This window comes from Luteibacter sp. ME-Dv--P-043b, from assembly GCF_030209605.1.
In the GTDB taxonomy this organism is placed as follows: domain Bacteria; phylum Pseudomonadota; class Gammaproteobacteria; order Xanthomonadales; family Rhodanobacteraceae; genus Luteibacter.
Genome location: NZ_JARVRT010000016.1, coordinates 204,242 through 223,604, shown reverse-complemented (window position 1 = coordinate 223,604; position 19,363 = coordinate 204,242). Strand labels below are relative to the sequence as shown.

20 protein-coding genes are annotated in these 19,363 nt (G+C 66.1%); 9 read left to right on the top strand and 11 right to left on the bottom strand.

The features are described 5' to 3' along the window. The first annotated feature begins 33 nt into the window (after positions 1 to 33). On the top strand, positions 34 to 936 hold the full coding sequence (gene hemF, locus QRN34_RS10595) for an oxygen-dependent coproporphyrinogen oxidase (RefSeq protein WP_285404329.1): 903 nt from the start codon (positions 34 to 36) through the stop codon (positions 934 to 936). Between the two features lie 14 nt (positions 937 to 950). Here hemF and QRN34_RS10590 read toward each other — a convergent pair whose 3' ends face one another. Next, on the bottom strand, positions 951 to 1,607 hold the full coding sequence (locus QRN34_RS10590) for a hypothetical protein (protein ID WP_285404328.1): 657 nt from the start codon (positions 1,605 to 1,607) through the stop codon (positions 951 to 953). A 156-nt stretch (positions 1,608 to 1,763) separates the two neighbouring features. Between QRN34_RS10590 and gpmA the strand changes: the two genes are divergently transcribed. Then, on the top strand, positions 1,764 to 2,498 hold the full coding sequence (gene gpmA / locus QRN34_RS10585; RefSeq protein ID WP_036138325.1) for a 2,3-diphosphoglycerate-dependent phosphoglycerate mutase: 735 nt from the start codon (positions 1,764 to 1,766) through the stop codon (positions 2,496 to 2,498). A 111-nt stretch (positions 2,499 to 2,609) separates the two neighbouring features. Further along, positions 2,610 to 3,137, top strand: coding sequence for a DUF1453 domain-containing protein (locus QRN34_RS10580; protein ID WP_285404327.1), 528 nt, complete (start codon positions 2,610 to 2,612; stop codon positions 3,135 to 3,137). A gap of 15 nt (positions 3,138 to 3,152) precedes the next feature. Here QRN34_RS10580 and glnK read toward each other — a convergent pair whose 3' ends face one another. Further along, positions 3,153 to 3,491, bottom strand: a complete 339-nt coding sequence (glnK, locus tag QRN34_RS10575; protein WP_036138319.1) for a P-II family nitrogen regulator — start codon at positions 3,489 to 3,491, stop codon at positions 3,153 to 3,155. A gap of 182 nt (positions 3,492 to 3,673) precedes the next feature. Between glnK and QRN34_RS10570 the strand changes: the two genes are divergently transcribed. From QRN34_RS10570 to QRN34_RS10550, 5 genes are all read left to right on the top strand, one after another. Continuing rightward, the gene (locus QRN34_RS10570; RefSeq protein ID WP_081916803.1) at positions 3,674 to 3,940 is read left to right on the top strand and encodes an accessory factor UbiK family protein; all 267 of its coding nucleotides are present in this window, start codon (positions 3,674 to 3,676) and stop codon (positions 3,938 to 3,940) included. 165 nt (positions 3,941 to 4,105) lie between these two features. After that, on the top strand, positions 4,106 to 5,605 hold the full coding sequence (locus QRN34_RS10565) for a YifB family Mg chelatase-like AAA ATPase (protein ID WP_285404325.1): 1,500 nt from the start codon (positions 4,106 to 4,108) through the stop codon (positions 5,603 to 5,605). 134 nt (positions 5,606 to 5,739) lie between these two features. Beyond that, a complete protein-coding gene (locus QRN34_RS10560; RefSeq protein ID WP_285404323.1) occupies positions 5,740 to 6,405 on the top strand; it encodes a lysozyme inhibitor LprI family protein in 666 nt (221 codons plus the stop codon). A 47-nt stretch (positions 6,406 to 6,452) separates the two neighbouring features. Then, complete coding sequence (locus QRN34_RS10555; RefSeq protein ID WP_285404322.1) at positions 6,453 to 7,865, top strand: peptidoglycan-binding protein; 1,413 nt, start codon at positions 6,453 to 6,455, stop codon at positions 7,863 to 7,865. Positions 7,866 to 8,109: 244 nt separating this feature from the next. Beyond that, entirely contained in the window at positions 8,110 to 9,897 is a 1,788-nt protein-coding gene (locus QRN34_RS10550; protein ID WP_285404321.1) for a sodium:proton antiporter, read from the top strand. 26 nt (positions 9,898 to 9,923) lie between these two features. On the opposite strand, the gene aceA is transcribed toward QRN34_RS10550, so the two are convergent. Together aceA and aceB are read right to left on the bottom strand one after the other, a co-directional pair. Beyond that, positions 9,924 to 11,219: an isocitrate lyase gene (aceA, locus tag QRN34_RS10545; RefSeq protein WP_285404320.1), complete on the bottom strand. Its 1,296-nt coding sequence runs from the start codon at positions 11,217 to 11,219 to the stop codon at positions 9,924 to 9,926. A gap of 23 nt (positions 11,220 to 11,242) precedes the next feature. Beyond that, positions 11,243 to 12,841, bottom strand: coding sequence for a malate synthase A (gene aceB, locus QRN34_RS10540; RefSeq protein WP_285404317.1), 1,599 nt, complete (start codon positions 12,839 to 12,841; stop codon positions 11,243 to 11,245). A 134-nt stretch (positions 12,842 to 12,975) separates the two neighbouring features. On the opposite strand from aceB, the gene QRN34_RS10535 reads away from it, so the two are divergent. Then, positions 12,976 to 14,004 carry a LysR family transcriptional regulator gene (locus tag QRN34_RS10535; protein WP_285404314.1) on the top strand — a complete coding sequence of 343 codons (1,029 nt, stop codon included), beginning with the start codon at positions 12,976 to 12,978 and terminating at the stop codon, positions 14,002 to 14,004. Here the strand turns inward: QRN34_RS10535 and QRN34_RS10530 are convergent, their stop codons facing one another. The 7 genes from QRN34_RS10530 to QRN34_RS10500 form a co-directional block, all read right to left on the bottom strand. Further along, positions 14,005 to 14,466, bottom strand: coding sequence for a hypothetical protein (locus QRN34_RS10530; RefSeq protein WP_285404312.1), 462 nt, complete (start codon positions 14,464 to 14,466; stop codon positions 14,005 to 14,007). 308 nt (positions 14,467 to 14,774) lie between these two features. After that, positions 14,775 to 15,374, bottom strand: a complete 600-nt coding sequence (locus QRN34_RS10525; RefSeq protein WP_285404310.1) for a 1-acyl-sn-glycerol-3-phosphate acyltransferase — start codon at positions 15,372 to 15,374, stop codon at positions 14,775 to 14,777. Beyond that, positions 15,371 to 15,793 (bottom strand): alternative ribosome rescue aminoacyl-tRNA hydrolase ArfB, encoded by a 423-nt coding sequence (gene arfB, locus QRN34_RS10520; protein ID WP_036138296.1) that lies wholly within the window; start codon positions 15,791 to 15,793, stop codon positions 15,371 to 15,373. Before arfB ends, QRN34_RS10525 begins: the two co-directional genes overlap by 4 nt. 14 nt (positions 15,794 to 15,807) lie before the next feature. After that, positions 15,808 to 16,551: a pseudouridine synthase gene (locus QRN34_RS10515; protein ID WP_285404307.1), complete on the bottom strand. Its 744-nt coding sequence runs from the start codon at positions 16,549 to 16,551 to the stop codon at positions 15,808 to 15,810. Positions 16,552 to 16,556: 5 nt separating this feature from the next. Beyond that, positions 16,557 to 18,206 carry a ubiquinone biosynthesis regulatory protein kinase UbiB gene (gene ubiB / locus QRN34_RS10510; RefSeq protein ID WP_285404305.1) on the bottom strand — a complete coding sequence of 550 codons (1,650 nt, stop codon included), beginning with the start codon at positions 18,204 to 18,206 and terminating at the stop codon, positions 16,557 to 16,559. Further along, positions 18,203 to 18,871: an SCP2 sterol-binding domain-containing protein gene (locus tag QRN34_RS10505; protein ID WP_285404303.1), complete on the bottom strand. Its 669-nt coding sequence runs from the start codon at positions 18,869 to 18,871 to the stop codon at positions 18,203 to 18,205. The genes ubiB and QRN34_RS10505 overlap by 4 nt, the downstream gene beginning before the upstream one ends. Positions 18,872 to 18,894: 23 nt before the next feature. Beyond that, positions 18,895 to 19,359, bottom strand: a complete 465-nt coding sequence (locus QRN34_RS10500) for a tRNA (cytidine(34)-2'-O)-methyltransferase (protein ID WP_285404301.1) — start codon at positions 19,357 to 19,359, stop codon at positions 18,895 to 18,897. Positions 19,360 to 19,363 lie beyond the last annotated feature (4 nt).

Sequence of the window (19,363 nt, the reverse complement as noted above, 5' to 3'; positions counted from 1 at the left end):
TCGGGGTATCCCTCGTAAAAGGCCCCCCGCACCATGTCCGAACAAGCCGACCTAGCCGAATTGTTCCTGCGCGGGCTGCAGGACCGCATCTGCGCCGCCGTGGAAGCCATCGACGGCACCGCGCGGTTCGAGGAAGACGCGTGGACGCGCCCCGCCGGCGGCGGTGGCCGCACCCGCGTGCTGCGCGACGGCGCGGTGTTCGAGCAGGCGGGAGTGAACTTCTCGCGCGTCTCCGGCTCGCAGCTGCCGCCCAGCGCGACGGCGCATCGGCCCGACCTGGTCGGTGGCAGTTTCGTCGCCACGGGCGTGTCGCTGGTGCTTCACCCGCGTAACCCGTATATCCCGACCACCCATGCCAACGTCCGCTATTTCGAGGCATCGAAGGAAGGCGCGGAGCCGGTCTGGTGGTTCGGCGGCGGTTTCGACCTCACGCCGTTCTACCCGTTCGACGAAGACGTGCGTCACTGGCATCGCACGGCAAGGGACCTGTGCGCACCCTACGGCGACGATGTCTACGCGCGTTACAAACAATGGTGCGACGAGTATTTCTACCTGAAGCACCGGAGCGAGACGCGTGGCGTGGGCGGCCTGTTCTACGACGACGTCAACGAAGGCGGCTTTGCACGCTGCCTGGATTTCACCCGCGATGTCGGCCAGGGTTTCCTCGACGGCTACCTGCCCATCGTCGAACGCCGTCGCGACACGCCCTATGGCGAGCGCGAACGGGAGTTCCAACTCTATCGGCGCGGCCGCTACGTCGAGTTCAACCTGGTCTACGACCGCGGCACCTTGTTCGGCCTGCAATCCGGCGGGCGCACCGAGTCCATCCTGATGAGCCTGCCGCCGCGTGTCCGCTTCGAGTACGGCTACACCCCGGAAGCGGACACCGCCGAGGCCCGGCTGTCCGAATACCTCAAGCCGCGCGACTGGATCTGAGTCCGCGGTTCGGGTTACGGCGCGCTGCCCGAGAACGATTGCGGCGTCGCGCCCTCGATCTTGCCGACCTTGGCCGAGGCACTGACATAAAGGTTGACCTCGTGCTCGAAGGTCAGCGGACCCTGGACCACGGCATGGGGCCCGATCACGATCGTCGGGATCTTGTCGTTGCTGCTGTGCCAGCCCATCCTCGGCTTCTTCACCAGGATCCCGCCTTCGACCTTCGCGCCGCCGTCCAGCGTGATATCCGCATTGACGGTCTCGATGCCGCCGCCGACATGCGCGCCGTCGAGGGAGATCTCGCCGTTGACGTTGGACAGTTTGCCCTTGACGTCCGCGCCGCGCTCCAGCTGGACCCGGCCGTTCACGGTGTGCAGATCCTCGCTGACGCGGGTTTGCGGATGCAATGACACGGAACCGTTGACCGTGCTGACCTCCGTCGCCGTGGCGCCCTCGGCGAGGTCGATCGAGCCGTTGACCGTGCTGGCCTTTTCCACGGTGGCGCGCGCGCCGATCTTCACCGAGCCGTTCACCGTGTGCACGTCGCCAGCGGTCTGCCCGGCGTCGACCGAGGCGGTGCCATTGATCTTGCTGATGTCGTCGGCGGCCATCGCGGCGCCTGCGCCCGCCACGGAAAAGGCGATGAGGAGGGAAAGAAGGGTACGACGCATGGTGCGGCACTCCGGCAGTGGACTAGGACACCTGAGATGCGCGCGGGCGTCGTAAGGTTTAGCGTGACTTCCGACAGGGATGCCCCACGCGTGTCGAAGTTGACGCCTCGCGGGCGAGGTTCCACCATCGGATTTTTCTTCCCGACGTTGGATGCCATGTACAAGCTTGTCATGATCCGCCACGGCCAGTCGGCCTGGAACCTCGAAAACCGCTTCAGCGGCTGGGCCGATGTCGACCTGAGCGAGCAGGGCGTGGCCGAGGCCCGCGAGGCGGGTCGCCTCCTGAAGGAAGCCGGCTTCACCTTCGACGTGGCGCACACGTCCTATCTCAAGCGCGCCGTGCGCACCCTGTGGCATGCGCAGGACGCGATGGACCTGATGTGGATTCCGGTGGTTACCGACTGGCGCCTCAACGAGCGTCACTACGGTGCGCTGACCGGCCTCAACAAGGCCGAGACGGCGGCGAAGTACGGCAACGACCAGGTCCATGTCTGGCGCCGCAGCTACGACACGCCGCCCCCGGCGCTCGAGGCCGGCGCCATGGCCTTTGCCGACGATGCCCGCTACGAGGGCATCGACGTGCCGCTGACCGAGTGCCTGAAGGACACCGTGGCCCGCGTGCTGCCGTACTGGCACGAGGTGCTGGCCCCGGCGATCAGGGAGGGCCGGAACGTCCTCATGGCCGCCCACGGCAATTCCATGCGCGCTCTGGTGAAGTACTTCGACGGCATCTCCGACGACGATATCGCCGAGCTCAACATCCCCAACGGCATTCCGCTGGTGTACGAGTTCGATGCCGATCTGAAGGCCGTGAAGCACTACTACCTGGGCGACCAGGCCGACATCGAAGCCCGGATGGCCGCGGTGGCCAACCAGGGCAAGGCGAAGTAAGTCGCCCCTTACCTGACATACGTCACCTCGAAACCCTCACATCCGGCCCTGCCGTGGGGCCGGCCCCGGTCGTAAGGTGAGCCCACAGTCCACCCCTGCCGAGGCCATCCCATGCTTGCTCCCGCCGCTATCCCGTTCATCGTCGCCCCGTTAATGGCCTTCGCCGTCTACCGCCGGGTTCGTGGCAGCTTCGGGCGGCAGCCCATCCGGACGAAGCGCATGACCGCCCGCGTGGTCATTTTCGCCCTGGTCGCCTGCTTCGCGATGCTTTCGGGCCTGCAGGATATCCGGCTGGGGGAGGGGGCGTTGGGCGGCATCGTGCTGGGCAGCGCCCTGGCCCTGATCGGGCTGCGGCTGACCCGGTTCGAATCCACGCCGGACGGCGGCGACTTCTACGTCCCCAATCCCTGGATCGGTGCCGCATTGACCGCCTTGCTGGTGGGCCGCATGGCCTGGCGTTTCCTGGTGCTGGCCCCGGTCGTGGAGGGCGCGGTGCCGATGGCGGCCCACACGCCGCCGCCGGGGAACAGCCCGCTGACCATGCTGGTGGTAGGACTGACCCTGGGCTACTACGCGGCGTACTACGCCGGCATCCTGCTGCACCACCGCCGCTTCAAGCGGCTGGCTCCCGCCGTCTGATCGTCAACGACGCCGTCAGAGGGCGTCGTTGTCCAGTTCGCCGGTGCGGATACGCACCACCTGGTCGAGCTGGCTGACGAAGATCTTGCCGTCGCCGATCTTGCCCGTGCGGGCCGCGGCCTGGATCGCCTCGACCACGCGCTCGATCTGGTCGTCGGCCACGGCCACCTCCAGCTTGATCTTGGGCAGGAAGTCGACCACGTACTCGGCACCCCGGTAGAGCTCGGTATGGCCCTTCTGCCGGCCGAAACCCTTGACCTCCGTCACCGTGACGCCCTGGACACCGACCTCGGCGAGGGCCTCGCGGACGTCGTCCAGCTTGAACGGCTTGATGATGGCGACGACCAGCTTCATGTAACACTCCTGAAGGGCACGTCCGGCTACCGGCGCGCAGGCGGTCATTGTGCCATCCGCGATCGGTTATCGTCTGCCCGAGGCATTTTGTAGGGGAAACCCTACACGCCGTGTAGGCGTAGGCCTATAGCGCCTACAAATGAATCACCTAAACTTCTTTCCACGACATCGGGGTGCGCAAGATGGATGTGCAGGGTATCGATCAACTCGCACAGCGGTTGGCATCGTTGGTTCCGCCAGGGTTGGCGCAAGCGCGTGAGGATATGCACGCCAACTTCAAAGATATTCTGGCGCAGGGACTACGCCGCCTCGATCTCGTTACTCGTGAAGAATTCGATGTGCAGAGCCAGGTGCTGGCTCGTACGCGAGAAAAGCTCGACGCTCTGGAAAAGCGCCTCGCCGACCTGGAAGTCAGCGTAGCGCAGCACGGCCAGCCAGGAAGGCCGTAAGGCCCGGGACCGCCCCTGATCCGTCACCCTCACCCCGAGAGCGGTCGGGGGCGGTTATTTTTCCCACGCCGGGCACAAGGAGAGGCTAATGAGCGCCGGATCCCTACAGGATCGCAGACGTTCGCCTCCCACCGGTTTGCGTAACCGGTTACGATATCCCTTGTCATGAGCCTCGCCGTCACCTTATCGCGCGCGCAGGAAGGCGTCACCGCGCCACAGGTCATCGTCGAGGTGCACCTCTCCGGCGGGCTGCCGTCCACCTCCATCGTCGGGCTTCCCGAGGCCGCCGTACGGGAAGCGCGCGATCGCGTCCGCGTGGCCATCCAGAACACCGATTTCGAGTACCCCAGTCGCCGGGTCACCGTGAACCTGGCGCCCGCCGAACTGCCCAAGGACGGCGGCCGGTTCGACCTGGCCATCGCGCTGGGTATCCTCGCCGCGGGCTCGCAGGTGCCGCGGGAACGCCTGGACGACTGCGAATTCCTGGGCGAGCTGGCGCTCTCCGGCGAGTTGCGAGCCGTCCCGGGCATCCTGCCGGCGCTGATCCGGGCCCGGCGCAGCGGTCGTCGCATCGTGGTGCCGCTGGCCAATGCCGCCGAAGCGGCTCTCATCGGCGAGGGCGACGTACTGCTGGCGGGCAGCCTTGCCGAGGTCTGTGCGTGGTTGCGTGGCCAGGCGGAGCTTGTCAGTCCGGCGGCCGCGGATTTCCACGACCAGCCCGCCTGCGGCCCGGATATGCGCGACCTCCGGGGCCAGTACCAGGCACGCCGGGCGCTGGAGATCGCCGCGGCTGGCGGCCACCACATCCTGCTCATCGGTCCGCCGGGCACGGGCAAGACCATGTTGGCCGAACGGCTGCCGGGCATCCTGCCGCCCATGACCGAATCGGAGGCGCTGGAAAGCTGCGCCATACGCTCGTTGTCCGGCGAAGCCATCGATCCGGCCTGCTGGCGCCGGCGGCCTTTCCGGGCACCGCACCACACCGCCTCGGGCGTTGCCCTGGTCGGCGGCGGCTCCAGCCCGCGGCCGGGTGAGATCTCGCTGGCACACAACGGCGTGCTGTTCCTGGACGAGCTGCCCGAATTCAGCCGGCAGGTGCTGGAGGTGCTGCGCGAGCCGCTGGAGTCCGGACAGATCGTCATCTCGCGGGCGGCACGCCAGTCCACGTTCCCCGCCGAGTTCCAGCTCGTCGCCGCCATGAACCCGTGCCCCTGCGGATACTCCGGCGATCCGCTGCATGCCTGCCGTTGCACGCCCGACCAGATCCATCGGTATCGCGGGCGCATCTCCGGTCCGTTGATGGATCGCATCGACCTCTGCGTGGAAGTACCCCGCGTGCCCATTGCCGAGTTCGCGGCCATGCGTGGTCCACGAGACGACGACAGCGCCACCGTGCGTGCGCGCGTGATCAACGCCCGCGAGAAAGCGCTTCTGCGCGCCGGGCAGGCCAACGCGGAATTGAGCGTGGTCAACCTGGAGCGCGACTGCGCCCTGCCATCGGCGGAGCGGGAATGGCTGCAGGAAACCCTGGACACGATGGGTGCGTCGGCGCGGGCGTACCACCGGATTCTGCGCGTGGCGCGGACCATCGCCGATATGGAGGGCGGGGCGGGGTGTGTGGAGCAGTCGCATCTGGCTGAGGCGCTGCATTACCGGCGGTTTTGAAAAAGTCGATCAGGCAGACAGCCATGTCTTATCCATGGCTGGTTTCGCTTATTCCCACGACGCAAGCAGGTATGCTCCGCCGCTTGCTTGCCCGTCGGCATGAGCCGTCGTATCTGATGCTCCAAGGAGAAAACATGCGTCGCATTCACTGGCTTGCCCTCGCCACCCTGGTCATGGTCTCACCGACGTGCTTTGCCGCCAGTTTCGACTGCGCGAAGGCCAGCACACCGACCGAGAAGACGATTTGTGCCGACAGCGTCTTGTCCAGCCTCGATACACGGCTTCAGCAAGCCTATAAGGACGCGATGGCCGCCGCCGCGCCTTCGAGCAAGCCAACGCTCGTCACCGAACAGCGTCACTGGAATCGGTACGTGCGCGACGTATGCACGGATGGCACATGCCTCACGCGTGCCTACGAGGCTCGTATCGCCATGCTGTCCACGAACGACAAGTACATCGCCGATACATCGAAGTGCGACATTCCCGAGGGGAAATCGTGCCGCAGCGTCATCACGATGCGCGATACGGGGGCTCGCGTGGATGCGTTCAACAAGTCGTTGGCGGAGAACAAGAAGCCCGGTCGGATCCTCGGGTGCGACAGGCTTATCGACCTGCCCAGCGGTACGTCCGGTGGCAATCACAGTTATGGTGCCCTCTGTACGCTGCAGACCGGTTCCGCGCGCCAGCGTGTGCGCATCTGCAATGACGAGATGGTCGGCCACTTTGCTCTGGAACCGTCGACCGACGACTCAGCAACAGCCTTGCGTGAGTTTACCAACAGTCAGTGTTTCGGAGGCTGACGAACCCGTTCCATCCACCGATTCATCGAGCATCAGGAGTTACGATCATGACGGACATGACCACCGACCAGCTGCGCACCATGCTGTTCTCCACTGAGAACGGCAATAACGCGTCGGCACTCAATACCTTCAGCTATGCAGGCGGCGACAAGAGTTCTTATTCGTTTGGCATGCTGCAGTTTGATGTACGCACCGACCACGGTGGCGTCCAGGATTTCCTGCGCGAAAACGGGTTTTCGCAGCAGCAGATTCAGGCCCTGTCGCAGCATGGTGGGCTCAGCCAGCAGGAGCTTTCCGGCCTGAACGCCCAGCTCCAGGCGATTCCGCAGGCAAGGCTCGATGCATTCACCAACTCGCAGCTCGATGTGGCCGCCAGTCGCGTCAGCGATGTCGTCGATCGAGTCCAGCAGAAGAACCCCGCCGTGGGTAACGCCATTGCGGCCGACCCGGCGTTGCAGCTGGCCCTTGCCGACTACGACAACCAGTTCACCATCAGCGGCATAGACAACGCAGCGGCGCCGAAGAATTCGATGCTCGCATACCTGGAAGGCAACCCGGTAACGCTTCCAGGCGGAACAGTGCAACTGCATGGCGACACGATCACGCGCGAAGACATCCAGACGTTCATCAACGCGACGCGCTATGGTGTGGACCATCCTACCTCGGTGGCCAATCGCGAAACGCGGCTTGAAAACGCATTGACGGCTATGCACCTCGGCACCGGCCAGAGTCAGCCGCTACCCGGTGCGCCTGCCGCCCCTGGTCCGTCATCGGCAGGGACCGTACGGGACGCTACCCTGCGCGAGGGCATGCACGATGACGCCGACGTCCGTGCCATGCAAACTGCGTTGAGCACGCTAGGCTACAAGGACGCCCAGGGCCGCCCACTGCATGCGGATGGCGACTTCGGGCCGGCAACGCGCCATGCCGTCGAAGCGTTCCAGCGCGATCACGCTCTGTCAGCCGACGGCGTTGCAGGCAAGGACACCCTGGGCGCCTTGGGCGCGGCCAGCGTGCTACGCAGCACGGTAGCGGGCAACGACATGCAGGCCGCCACCATGGACCAACCCGGCCACGCCGGCAACGCGATGTATACGCAGGCCCTGGCGTCGGTCCATCGCGTCGATGAAGCACACGGGCGCACCCCCGACCAGCAAAGTGCGAACTTTGCCGGCTCGCTCGTCGCGAAGGGTCAGGCGGAAGGCTTGAGTCGTATCGACCAGGTGGTTCTGAGTGAGGATGGCACCCGCGCATGGGCCATCCAGGGCGAGCTGAACTCGCCTTTCAGGCGTGTTGCGGAGGTGGAGACAGCGCAGGCAGTCAATACCCCGCTTGCCCGGAGCACACAGGCATTCGAGGAGGCGAATGCGAGGCAAGGCCAGGCGCCGGGGCTTGCCGCTCCGCAAGAGCAGACCGAACAGCAAGCGGTCCGCCAGCCGGCCGTTGCACCGGGCATGTAGGCTGCACCACCTTAAACTTATTTCATGTACTGACCAGTTGACGAATGCCGCGACCGCGCGGATAATTCTGTACCAGGCGGTTCTCTAATGAACTGCTTGCCCCGCTCCGGTGCTGGAACCCCTCCCTCCCCCCGCTCCAGCACCGGGGCCCGGCCTTTATCTTCACCAACGATTCCCTATGCTCTTCTTTAACGGCCCGCCTTCGGCGTTGGCCGTTTTTTCTTTCCAAGGCACAGGGAATCACATGGGACTCGAACTCGGCATCCTGCTGACATTGATGCTTGGCATCGGCTTCCTTTGCCAGTGGGTGGCCTGGCGGGTGCGCCTGCCGGCGATCCTCTTTCTGCTCCTGGCCGGCATCTTGGCCGGACCCGTGACTGGATTGCTCAAGCCGGACAAAGTCATGGGCGACCTTCTCTTCCCCGTGGTGTCGCTGGCGGTGGCCGTGATCCTCTTTGAGGGCAGCCTTACCCTGCGCTTTAGTGAATTGAAGGGCATCGGGAACGCCGTCCGCGGTCTGGTCACCTACGGCGCGGTTATCGCCCTGCTGCTGCTGGCTGCGGCGGCGCACTGGATCGGCGGGCTCAGCTGGGAGCTGGCGCTACTGTTCGGCGCGCTCACCTGCGTCACCGGGCCGACCGTCATCGCGCCCATGCTGCGCACGGTAAGGCCCAATGCGCGCATCGCCAACATCCTGCGGTGGGAGGGCATCGTCATCGACCCGATCGGCGCGCTGTTCGCCGTGCTGGTGTACGAGGCGATCGTGTCGCACCGCGAGGGCCACTCCATCCAGGTCTTCCTCGGCACCATCGCGTGCGGCGCGATCGTGGGTGGCTTGTCGGCGCTGATCCATGGCACGTTGCTGCGGCGCCACTGGATACCCGAGTACCTGCAGAACTTCGGCACACTGGCTGCCGTACTCGCGGCATTCACCCTGTCCAACACGTTCGCGCACGAATCGGGCCTGCTGGCGGTGACGATCATGGGCATCGCGTTGGGCAACATGCGTGATGTGCACATCGACGACATCATGGATTTCAAGGAGCACCTGACCACGCTGCTGGTCTCGATGCTGTTCATCCTGCTGGCGGCGCGACTCGACTGGCCGCTGCCCGACGGCGCGCTGCTGGGTGGCGTGCTGATCTTCTTCGTCGCGCAGCTTTTCATCCGGCCGTTCTCGGTGTTCCTGGCCAGCCTGGGCAGCGGATTGTCGTGGCGCGAACGGGCGCTGATCGCCTGGGTGGCGCCGCGGGGCATCGTCGCGGCGTCGGTGTCGGCTCTGTTCGCCATTCGCCTGGAGAAGGCAGGGATGGCCGGTGCGGACAAGATGGTGCCGCTGGTCTTCCTCATGATCATCGGCACGGTGGTGTTCCAGAGCGCCACGGCCCGTCCGCTGGCGCGCTGGCTGAAGGTCGCTGAGCCGGAGCCGCGCGGCGTGCTCATCTACGGGTCCGACATCGTGGCGCTGGAGATCGCGCGTGCGCTCGCGGCCAACGAGGGCTTGCGCGTGGTCGTGGCCGACGACGACTGGAATGGCATCCGCACGGCGCGCATGGCCGGCCTCTCCACCTTCTTCGGTAACCCTTCGTCGCAGGCGGCGGACCGCAACCTCGACCTGGCGGGCATCGGCCACCTGCTGGCGGTGTCGACGCATCGCGAGCTCAATTCGCTGGCCAGCGTGCATTACCGCGAGGAATTCGGCCGCGACAAGGTGTTCCGCTTGCGCAACCTGTCGATCGAAGAAAGCCATGGCCGCGCCTCCCTCGCCGGCAGCCTGGTCGCCACGGCGCTGTTTGCCGAGGACATGACCCATGCGCGGTTCGCCGAGCTGCTGCACGAGGGGTGGCGGATCAAATCCACACGGCTGACCGAGACCTTCGACTGGCCGCACTTCATCGAGGAATACGGCTCGCGTACCGTGCCGCTGTTCGGCGTGGAAGAAAAGGGTGACCTGCGGATCGCGTCCGGCAAGCACTCGCTTGAGCCTCGCCCCGGCTGGACGGTGATCGCGTTGGTGCCGCCGCCGCGCTGACCCGTTGCTGCGCGCCCCCTCATTCCTCAGGCCGCCGAGGCCGACGCCGGATGAAACTGGTGTTCCTCGGTGGACCCACTCAGCGCCGACAATGAGCTGAGCGATCCCGCGATCACCTGGTTGACCGTGTCGAAGTAACCGGTGCCCACTTCCCGCTGATGGCGGGCAGCCGTATAGCCGTCCTTCTCGGCCGCGAACTCTGCTTCCTGCAGTTCGACGTAGGCGGCCATCTGGCGATCGCGATAGCCGCGCGCCAGCTGGAACATCGAGTGGTTGAGCGCATGGAAGCCGGCCAGGGTGATGAACTGGAACGCATAGCCCAGCTCCCCCAGCTTCTGCTGGAAGGTGGCGATGGTGTCCTCGTCGAGGTTCTTCTTCCAGTTGAAGCTGGGCGAGCAGTTATAGGCCAGCTTCTTGCCGGGGAACTTCGCGTGGATGGCTTCGGCAAAGCGCCGCGCCTCGTCCATGTCCGGCGTGGAGGTCTCGCACCAGAGCAAGTCGGCATAGGGCGCATACGCGAGCCCACGGCTGATCGCCTGGTCGAGGCCCTGCCTGGCTTCGTAGAATCCCTCCACCGTGCGCTTGCCGGTCAGGAACGGCTTGTCGTGGTCGTCCACGTCCGACGTGACCAGCGCGGCACCCATCGCATCGGTGCGCGCCACGATCAGCGTGGGCACGCCGGCCACATCCGCGGCCAGTCGTGCGGCGATCAGTTTCTGTACGGCCTCCTGTGTCGGCACCAGCACCTTGCCACCCATGTGGCCGCACTTCTTGGCGCTGGCCAGCTGGTCCTCGAAGTGCACACCGGCCGCGCCGGCTTCGATCATATGGGTCATCAGCTCATAGGCGTTGAGCACGCCGCCGAAACCCGCCTCGGCATCCGCCACGATCGGCACCAGCCAGTCGATGCCGTGCCTGCCTTCCGCGTGGTGGATCTGGTCCGCGCGTAACAGGGTCTTGTTGATCTTGCGCACCACGTTGGGCACCGAGTCCACTGGATACAGCGACTGGTCCGGATACATCGCGCCAGCCGTGTTGGCATCGGCCGCGACCTGCCAGCCTGACAGGTAGATCGCCTGCAAGCCGGCCTTGACCTGTTGCATGGCCTGGTTGCCCGTGAGCGCGCCCAGCGCGTTGACATAAGGCCGCTCGTGGAGCGCGCGCCAGAGACGTTCGGCGCCGTGGCGCGCCAGCGTGTGTTCCACCTGGATCGTGCCGCGCAGCTTCACCACGTCGTCGGCGGTGTAGGGCCGTTGAATACCCTGCCAGCGATCGTTGTCCGTCCAGTCCAGGGTGATGTGCTCGGCGTTGTGCGTCTTCATCGTTCGGATTCCTTGGAGTTCGGTCAGGCAAGGTGGTCGTAGGCGGGCAGTGTGAGGAAGTCGCGCAACGTGTCGGCATGGGTGAGTGCGCTTATGAGTGCCGCCGCATCGTCGGCACGCGAGGCACCGGGCAGCGTGCTGTCGCGCAGGCGATGGGCGTGCGCGGCCAGCGCGTGATCGAACAGGGCGAAGTCGATGTGCGCATCGTCGCTGAAGGCCAGCGGGCCGTGATGCAGCCACTGCCACAACTGCGCCCGGGCAATTTCCGCCGTGGCGGCGTCTTCCATGAGGTGATGGATGGGCACGCAACCCTGGCCGTCCAGCCATGCCGCGGTATAGTGCAGGCACACTTCCACGTTGTTGTCGAAACCCGTGCGTGTCACGGTGCCGATCGCGGGTGCGATCAGCTGTTCCCTCGACACCGAGACATCATCGCGGGAGACATGCAGCTGGTTCGGCGTGGGCATGTGCGCATCGAAGATCGCCTGCGCCACCGGCACGAGCGCCGGATGCGCGACCCAGGTGCCGTCGTGGCCGGCGGTCACCTCGCGAAGCTTGTCGGCGCGCACCTTGGCCATGGCGGCTTCGTTGGCGTCGTCGTCACCCCGGATCGGAATCTGCGCGGCCATGCCGCCCATCGCGAAGGCGCCACGCCTGTGGCAGGTGCGGATCAGCAACTCCGAATAGGCCTTCAGGAACGGCACGGTCATGGTCACCTGGCCACGGTCCGGCAGCAGGCGGTCGGCATGCGCGCGGAAGGTCTTCAGGTAAGAAAAAATGTAGTCCCAGCGGCCGCAGTTCAGTCCGACGATGCGGCTGCGCAAGGCATGCAGGATTTCGTCCATCTGGAAGGCGGCGGGTAGCGTCTCGATCAGCACGGTGGCCTTCATGGCGCCATGCGGGAGCCCGAGGCGATCCTCGGCGTGGGCCATCACCGATTCCCACAGCGCGGCTTCCTCCATGCTTTGCAGCTTGGGCAGGTAGAAATACGGGCCGCGGTCGCTCTCATGCAGTGTTCGGGCGTTGTGGAACGCGAACAGCCCGAAATCCACCAGCGTGCCGCTGACCACATCGCCATCGACCTCGGCATGGCGTTCGGGCAGGTGCCAGCCGCGCGGCCTGACCATCAGCACGGCGGGATCGTTGCCCACGCGGTACACCTTGCCGTCGGCGCTGGTGAACGCGATGCTGCCGTCCACCGCGTCACGCAGGTTGCGCTGGCCATCCATCTGGTTGGTCCAGGTGGGCGCGCTCGAATCCTCGAAGTCCGCCATGAACACCTTCGCGCCGGAATTGAGCGCGTTGATGATCATCTTCCGTTCCACCGGGCCGGTGATCTCCATCCGGCGATCCTGCAGCACCGCCGGAATGGCCCCGATGCGCCAGTCCCCTTCGCGAATGGCGACCGTGTCCGACCGGAAATCGGGCAGCTCGCCGGCGTCGTAGCGCTGCTGCCGTGCGCTGCGCTCGGCCAGCAGGGCCAGTCGCCTGCCGTCGAAGCGCCGGTGCAGGTCGGCGACGAAGGCGGCGGCTTCCGGGGTCAGGATGTCGTCGTAGGCATTCGCGGCAGGGTCGAACCGTATGCCGCCTCGGCTATCGATCGCGCTTTCGGGAACAGCCATGGGTCGTGCCTCGGGATAGCGGGGGTGGAAGCCACGCTAGTCCTGCGGATACGATGTTGACAAAGCATATGTTTCAAATACATCTATTAACAAAGTTAATGAGAAGTTTAAGCTCATGGTTTGAAAGATAAAATATGACTAAGAAACTGCCGGTACGGTCTAAGAAAAGGAAGGGCAGCGCTCTGGAGGCAGCCTCTTCCCCAGGGATCGATACGCCTGCGCGCTTCTACTACAAGGGCAACCGACTCAAGCAGCTGCGTGCTTTCGTCTATACGATTCGCCTGGGAACGCTGAGTCGCGCCGCCGAGGCCCTGTTCCTGTCGCAGCCCTCGGTGAGCCTCCAGCTCAAGGCGCTGGAGCGCGAACTCGGCATGCCCTTGCTGGAGCGCACCCGTCGCCGCGTCACCCTCACCGACGCGGGGGAAGCGCTCTACGCCATGGCCCGGCCGCTCGTGGAGGGCTTCGAGAACCTCGATCGCGAGTTCCAGGCCAAGACGCGCACCACCCACAGCGGCAAGCTGACCGTGGCCGCAGGATCGTCCACCATCCAGTACCTGCTGCCCGAGCTGGTCAAGGCCTACCGCGAACGCTACCCCTCGGTGCATCTCCAACTGGCCAACGTCACTGGTAAGGACGGCCTGGCCCTGCTACGGGCGGACGAGGCGGATATCGCCATCGGCTCGATGCTGGACGTGCCCAACGACATCGCCTGGGCGCCCGTGTACCACTACGACCCCATGCTGATCATGCCGCCGGACCACCCGCTGGCAGCGAAGCAGGACATCCGACTGGAAGACCTCTCACCCTACGGCCTGATCCTGCCGCCGCAGCGCCTGACCACCTTCCGGTTGGTCGACATGGTGTTCCAGCAGCGCCACGTGCCTTACACGGTGGCGATCGAGGTGGGCGGCTGGGATGTGATCAAGCAGTACGTGGCGATGGGACTCGGTATCTCGATCGTCACCGGCATATGCATCACCGAGGCGGATCGCGAAACGCTCGCCGTGCGCAACCTTCGCCAGTATTTCCCGCAGCGCAGTTATGGCGTGGTGATGCGCAAGGGCAAGTTCCTCAGCCCCGAGGCTCGCGCCTTCATCGATCTCATTCGGCCGGGCCTGCTGACGCACCGGGATTACGACGAATCGGGGCACTCCGGTCGGTGATCAGGCGTAAAGATCGACCAGGTGATTTCTTAGATAATCTGTGAGTTCCGTGAGGCTTTGCGCCGCAGCGATCCCCGCTTCGTATTGGCGGATGGCGAGCGCGTATTTCGCATCGTCCACGCCGCGTATGGTCTTGAGCGCCTCTTTGGTGAGTGCGGTAGGGTCGATGGGAGACCGGTAGTCGACCTGAAATTCGCCGAGCTGCGACCACGCGTCATGAGATAAATAGCCCATGTGGTGAAGCCTTCCCGAAAGGCGACTCAGCTCGACCGGATTGATCGAACGCATGTTGACGGCGGCTAGCTGACGCTTGAGTGCCACCGGAAGGGTTCTCGCGACATCGGCGGCCACGCCACCTTCGATGGGTGTGTCCTGGTAGCCCAATTCGTTGCTTCGTACCCGCTCAAGCCGCCAGCCGGCACTGAACTTTGCAGGTGTCCTGACCGCGCTGTTCGTTCTCATGGGTCCGCTGTCGAAAATTCGCTTTCTTGAGCGTGTCATTGCGTTGCCGAGAAAAATGCAGGCCCGTCTATCGTTATCAGGTCGGGCAGTGCGGCTCTGCTGTAGGCAGGAAAGGCAGTCGTGTGTCTTACGAGCAATGGCGTGTTCACCGACGGAATGCCCTATCGACGAGCCTCTAACGTTCCGGACGGCATTACCGCCCTGCATATTCCTCGCCTCGGCCCCGGAAGCTATCGCATCGTCGTTAAAAACTATTTTCCGCGGCCCACGGAGTACACCGTGCGTCATTCGCGCGGTCTGGGCTGACCTCAGGCCCCGCGGTGCTTCCCGCGATAACCCACGAACAGGCGGCGAATACTCGTCATGTCCGCCTCCATGTCCCCCGTGGCATGCACCAGCGGACCAAGCGTGAAGCTCCGGCTCGGATAGTCGATAAAAACGGGCTGGATGGGCACGCCACTCGCGTGGGCAATGCGCAGGAAACCGGACTTCCACTGTGCCACCGGTTTGCGCGTGCCTTCCGGCGCGATCGCCACCCACATCGTGTCGTGGGTGGCGAATCGCCCGACGATCTGGTCGACCACGTTGGCGGCCGCGGAGCGGTCGATCGGAATCATGCCGAGGCGACGCACGATCGGTCCGAAGGGGCCGTTGAGCACCTCGCGCTTGATCATCACACCGACATCCAGCCCCATGGCCGATTTGATCAGCAGGCCCCAGACGCCGTCCCAGTACGACGAATGCGGCGCGCCGATGACGATCAGCTTCGGCAGGTCGGGAAACTCACCGACCACGCGCCAGCCAATGCGCGCGATCACCCAGCGGCAGAAACGCATCCAGCGGGACACCGGCAACGTGGGGACATGGGGCCCCAGAACGGGGATGCCGTCCACGGGGCGCAGGCTCAATCGTGGCTCCAGTCTTTCGAACGGCCCTTCTTCGTCTGGCTGCGCTGGGTCTTGCCCGCCAGCCGGCGCTCCTTCGAGGCACGTGTAGGGCGAGTCGCCACACGTTTCTTCGCGACCACGGTGGCCGCCCTCACGATCTCCGCCAGGCGGTCCCGCGCGTCGTCGCGGTTGCGTGCCTGCTCACGGAACCGGCGCGCCTGGATTACGAGCACGCCGGCATCCGTGATGCGCCGGTCGCCCCGCGCCAGCAGCCGCTCGCGCACCGCATCGGGCAACGACGGCGATGACGCGATATCGAAGCGGAGTTCGACCGCGCTTTCCGTCCGGTTGACGTGCTGGCCTCCCGGGCCGTCGGCGCGCGTGAAGCGCTCGATCAGTTCGGCGTCGGGAATGGCGATGGATGACGTGACGATGAGCATGGTGGCTGCGGATTCTAGCAGCCGTCCGATCCAATCCCTTCGTGCACCGCGGCAGGCCAGGTGTAGGCGTCCTGCCAGCCGAAGCGCGCGATCAGGCGATGCCAGGTGTCGTCCAGGGGTGCCTCGATGCACATGGGTCGTACCGCCGTGGGGTGCACGAAGGCCAGCGAGGCGGCGTGCAGCAGCAGGCGATGCGAGGCGAAGTGCTGCCGGAACAGCCGGTTGTGGTCGCCACGCCCGTGCTGGCTGTCGCCGACCAGCGGGTGATGGATGTGCGCGAAATGCTTGCGGATCTGCCGGAACCTGCCGGTGCGCGGCTCCGCGAGCATCAGCGCATAGCGTTGCGCTTCATATCGTCCGAGGGGAATGGCCACCTCGGTCGTGGCCAGCCGGCGATACTCGGTGCTCGCTTCGCGCCGCGGCCCGGTATCGCGCGACCCCGGCAACGGATAATCGATGGTGCCTTCCTCGGGATCGGGCCAGCCACGCACCACGGCGAGGTATCGCTTGCGCACGCTGCGGCCCATGAACTGCTCGCCCAGTTGCGCGGCCACTTCGGAGGATCGCGCTACCAGCAGCACGCCCGAGGTGGCGCGATCCAGCCGGTGCGCCAGGTGCAGGCGGCCGTCCACCTGTTCGCGGAGCAGGTCGATCAGGAACGCATCGTCCGGCCCGACGAAGGTGGACCGGTGCACGGCAAGGTTGGCCGGCTTGTTGACGGCGACGATGTCGTCGTCCTGGTAGAGGATATCCAGCACGTCGCTCAGCGAACCCGTCGTGGCCAGCCCACGACGAACACCAGCACACCGACCGCCGCGGCGGCGATGCCGGGCCACACGCCGCGCGGCGCCAGCGTGCCGACCAGTGCGCCGCAGATCAGCAGCGTGGCGCCCAGCAGGCCGCAGGCGATCAGGCGGCGCAGGCGCCGTGCGTCGTCGCGTGCCACCGCGAGGGCCAGCGGGTCGGCGACGTCACGACGCTGCCCACTGGCGACCTGGAGCAAGGCGTCGCGCAGGAGTTCCGGCGCGCGCGGCGCGGTGCGGATCCAGTCGGGCAGGCGCCGACGCACGTCGCGCAGCGTGGCACGCACGCTGTAACGCTCGCGCAGGATGCGGCGCAACACGGGGTGCGCCACCGCCCAGATGTCGATGTCCGGGTCGAGCAGGCGACCCACGCCTTCGATGTTGAGCAGTGTTTTCTGCAGCAGGATCAACTGCGGCTGCAGCGTGAGCTCGAAACGCTGCGCGGTGCGGAACAGCTTCACCACCAGGTCGGCGATGGAGATCTGCGACAGCGGGCGGGTGAAGTAGGGCTCGCACACCGTGCGCACGGCGGCTTCCAGCTCGTCGACGCGAACATGGGAGGGCATCCAGCCGGCGGCGACGTGCAACTGCGCGATACGGGCGTAGTCGCGCTCGAACAGCGCGATGAAGTTCTCGGCGAGCCAGTACTGGTCGGCTTCCGGGAGGGAGCCCATGATGCCGAAGTCCAGCGCGATGAAGCGCGGCTCGTCCACACGCGTGGTGTCCACCCAGATGTTGCCCGGGTGCGCGTCGGCATGGAAGAAGTTGTCGCGGAACACCTGTTCGTAGAACAGGCGCACGCCTTTGGCGGCGAGCGCCTTGCGATCGAGGCCGGCGGCGTCGATCGCCACGATGTCGTCGGCGCTGACACCACGCACCCGCTCGAGCGTCAGCACGCCCTGCGTGCTGAAATCCCAGTGGACCTCCGGCACGTAGAGATCGACGCCGCTGGCGAAATTGCGCCGGAGCAGGCTGGCGCTGGCGCCTTCGCGCTGCAGGTCCAGCTCGTTCTCGAGCATCTTCTCGACCTCGGCCACCACCTCCATCGGGCGGATCTTGTCGGCCGCGGGATGCCATCGCTGGGCCAGCTCGCCCAGGGAACGCAGAAGGTCGATGTCGCGCGCGATGCGGCGGTCGATACCGGGACGCAGCACCTTCAGCACCACTTCCCGGCCGTCGTGCAGCGTCGCCGCATGCACCTGGGCGATGGATGCGGAGGCGAGGGCGGTTTCGTCGAAGGCGGCGAACAGCGTAGCCACCGGCGCACGCAACTCACGCTCGACGATGGCCCGCGCTTCCGCACCGGGGAAGGGCGGCACCTGGTCCTGGAGCAGCGCGAGGTCGTCCGCGATGTCCGGCGGCACCAGGTCGCGCCGCGTGGACAGGACCTGGCCGGCCTTGACGAAGATCGGACCCAGCTCGGTCAGCGCCAGCCGGAGGCGTACGCCGCGCGACAGGCCGCGGGTGTCTACCGCCGGACCGGGCAGCAACGGGGTCAGCAGCTTGAGTGGACGATAAAGGCGGGCGCCTTCGATCACTTCGTCCAGCTGGTATTTCAACAGCACGGCGACCACGCGGAACAGGCGCGGGGCAAGGCGGAAAGGCGTCATGCGCGCGACCCCCCGAGGGTCCGGGCGAGGCGGGCAAGCCGGGCCTCGGCGCGTTCCGTGCGTTCGCGGACGGCATCCACACCGTCGAGGAAGGTATCCATTTCGCCCGGGGCCACGGCTACGCGGCCTTCCTCGCGCAGCCAGTCGGCGGTGTCCTCGGTGAGGTGCGAGACGGACTCGCGCGCATGGGCCAGGCCCTCGCGCAGGGCGGTGGCCAGCGGAACGCCCAGCCGGTCGCCGAAGGTCTTCGCGAAAGCTTCCTCAACGTCCGGTGCGTACTGCCGGGCCAGGCGCTCCAGGCGTCGCGCCAGCTCGGCGTCGCCCGCGATGTCCACCTTCCCGGGCGCCACGCCATCGTCGTCGCGGCGCAGCGCCATGGCCAGCAGGCTACCCGGCGAAGCGGCGACGCGCAGGCTGCCGCCTTCCTCGGGCGGCCCCACGCGCAGGCGGCCCTTCTCCACGGTGATGCGGATGCCCAGTTCGGGCCCGGCGAGGTGCACCTGCACGCTGCGGCCGTCGAGCGCGTCGAGTCGGGCACGGGTGTCGGGATCGAGGTCGACCGCGCGGTTGATCGCGGCCTCCATGGCACGGCCGGCCAGCACACGTAGCGGTCGGGGCAGGAAGCGACGAGGATCGGCGTCGGCCGGGGGACGTTCGGGAGTCATGTCCCGATTGTAGCTTGCGCGGGTCAGGCCGCGCCGTCGAAACCGGCCTGGCGCCACGCCTCGAACACGGCGACCGCCACGGCGTTGGAGAGGTTGAGGCTGCGGTTGCCCGGACGCATGGGCAGGCGCACGCGCTGCCCGGCGGGAAGGGCGTCCAGTACGTCGTCGGGCAGGCCGGCCGTCTCGCAACCGAACAGCAGGGCATCGCCTTCGGCGAAGGTCACCTCGGTATGGAGCTGCTGCCCGCGCGTGGAGAACGCGAATACACGCGGTCGGCCGAGGGCTTCGAGGCAGGCGTCCAGGGTGTCGTGCACCGCCACCCGTGCGAATTCGTGGTAGTCCAGGCCAGCGCGACGCAGGCGGGCGTCGTCGAGTTCGAAGCCGAGCGGCCGTACCAGGTGCAGCCCCGCGCCTGTATTGGCGCAGAGGCGAATCACGTTGCCCGTGTTGGGCGGTATTTCGGGTCGGAAGAGGATGACGTGGGGCATGCCC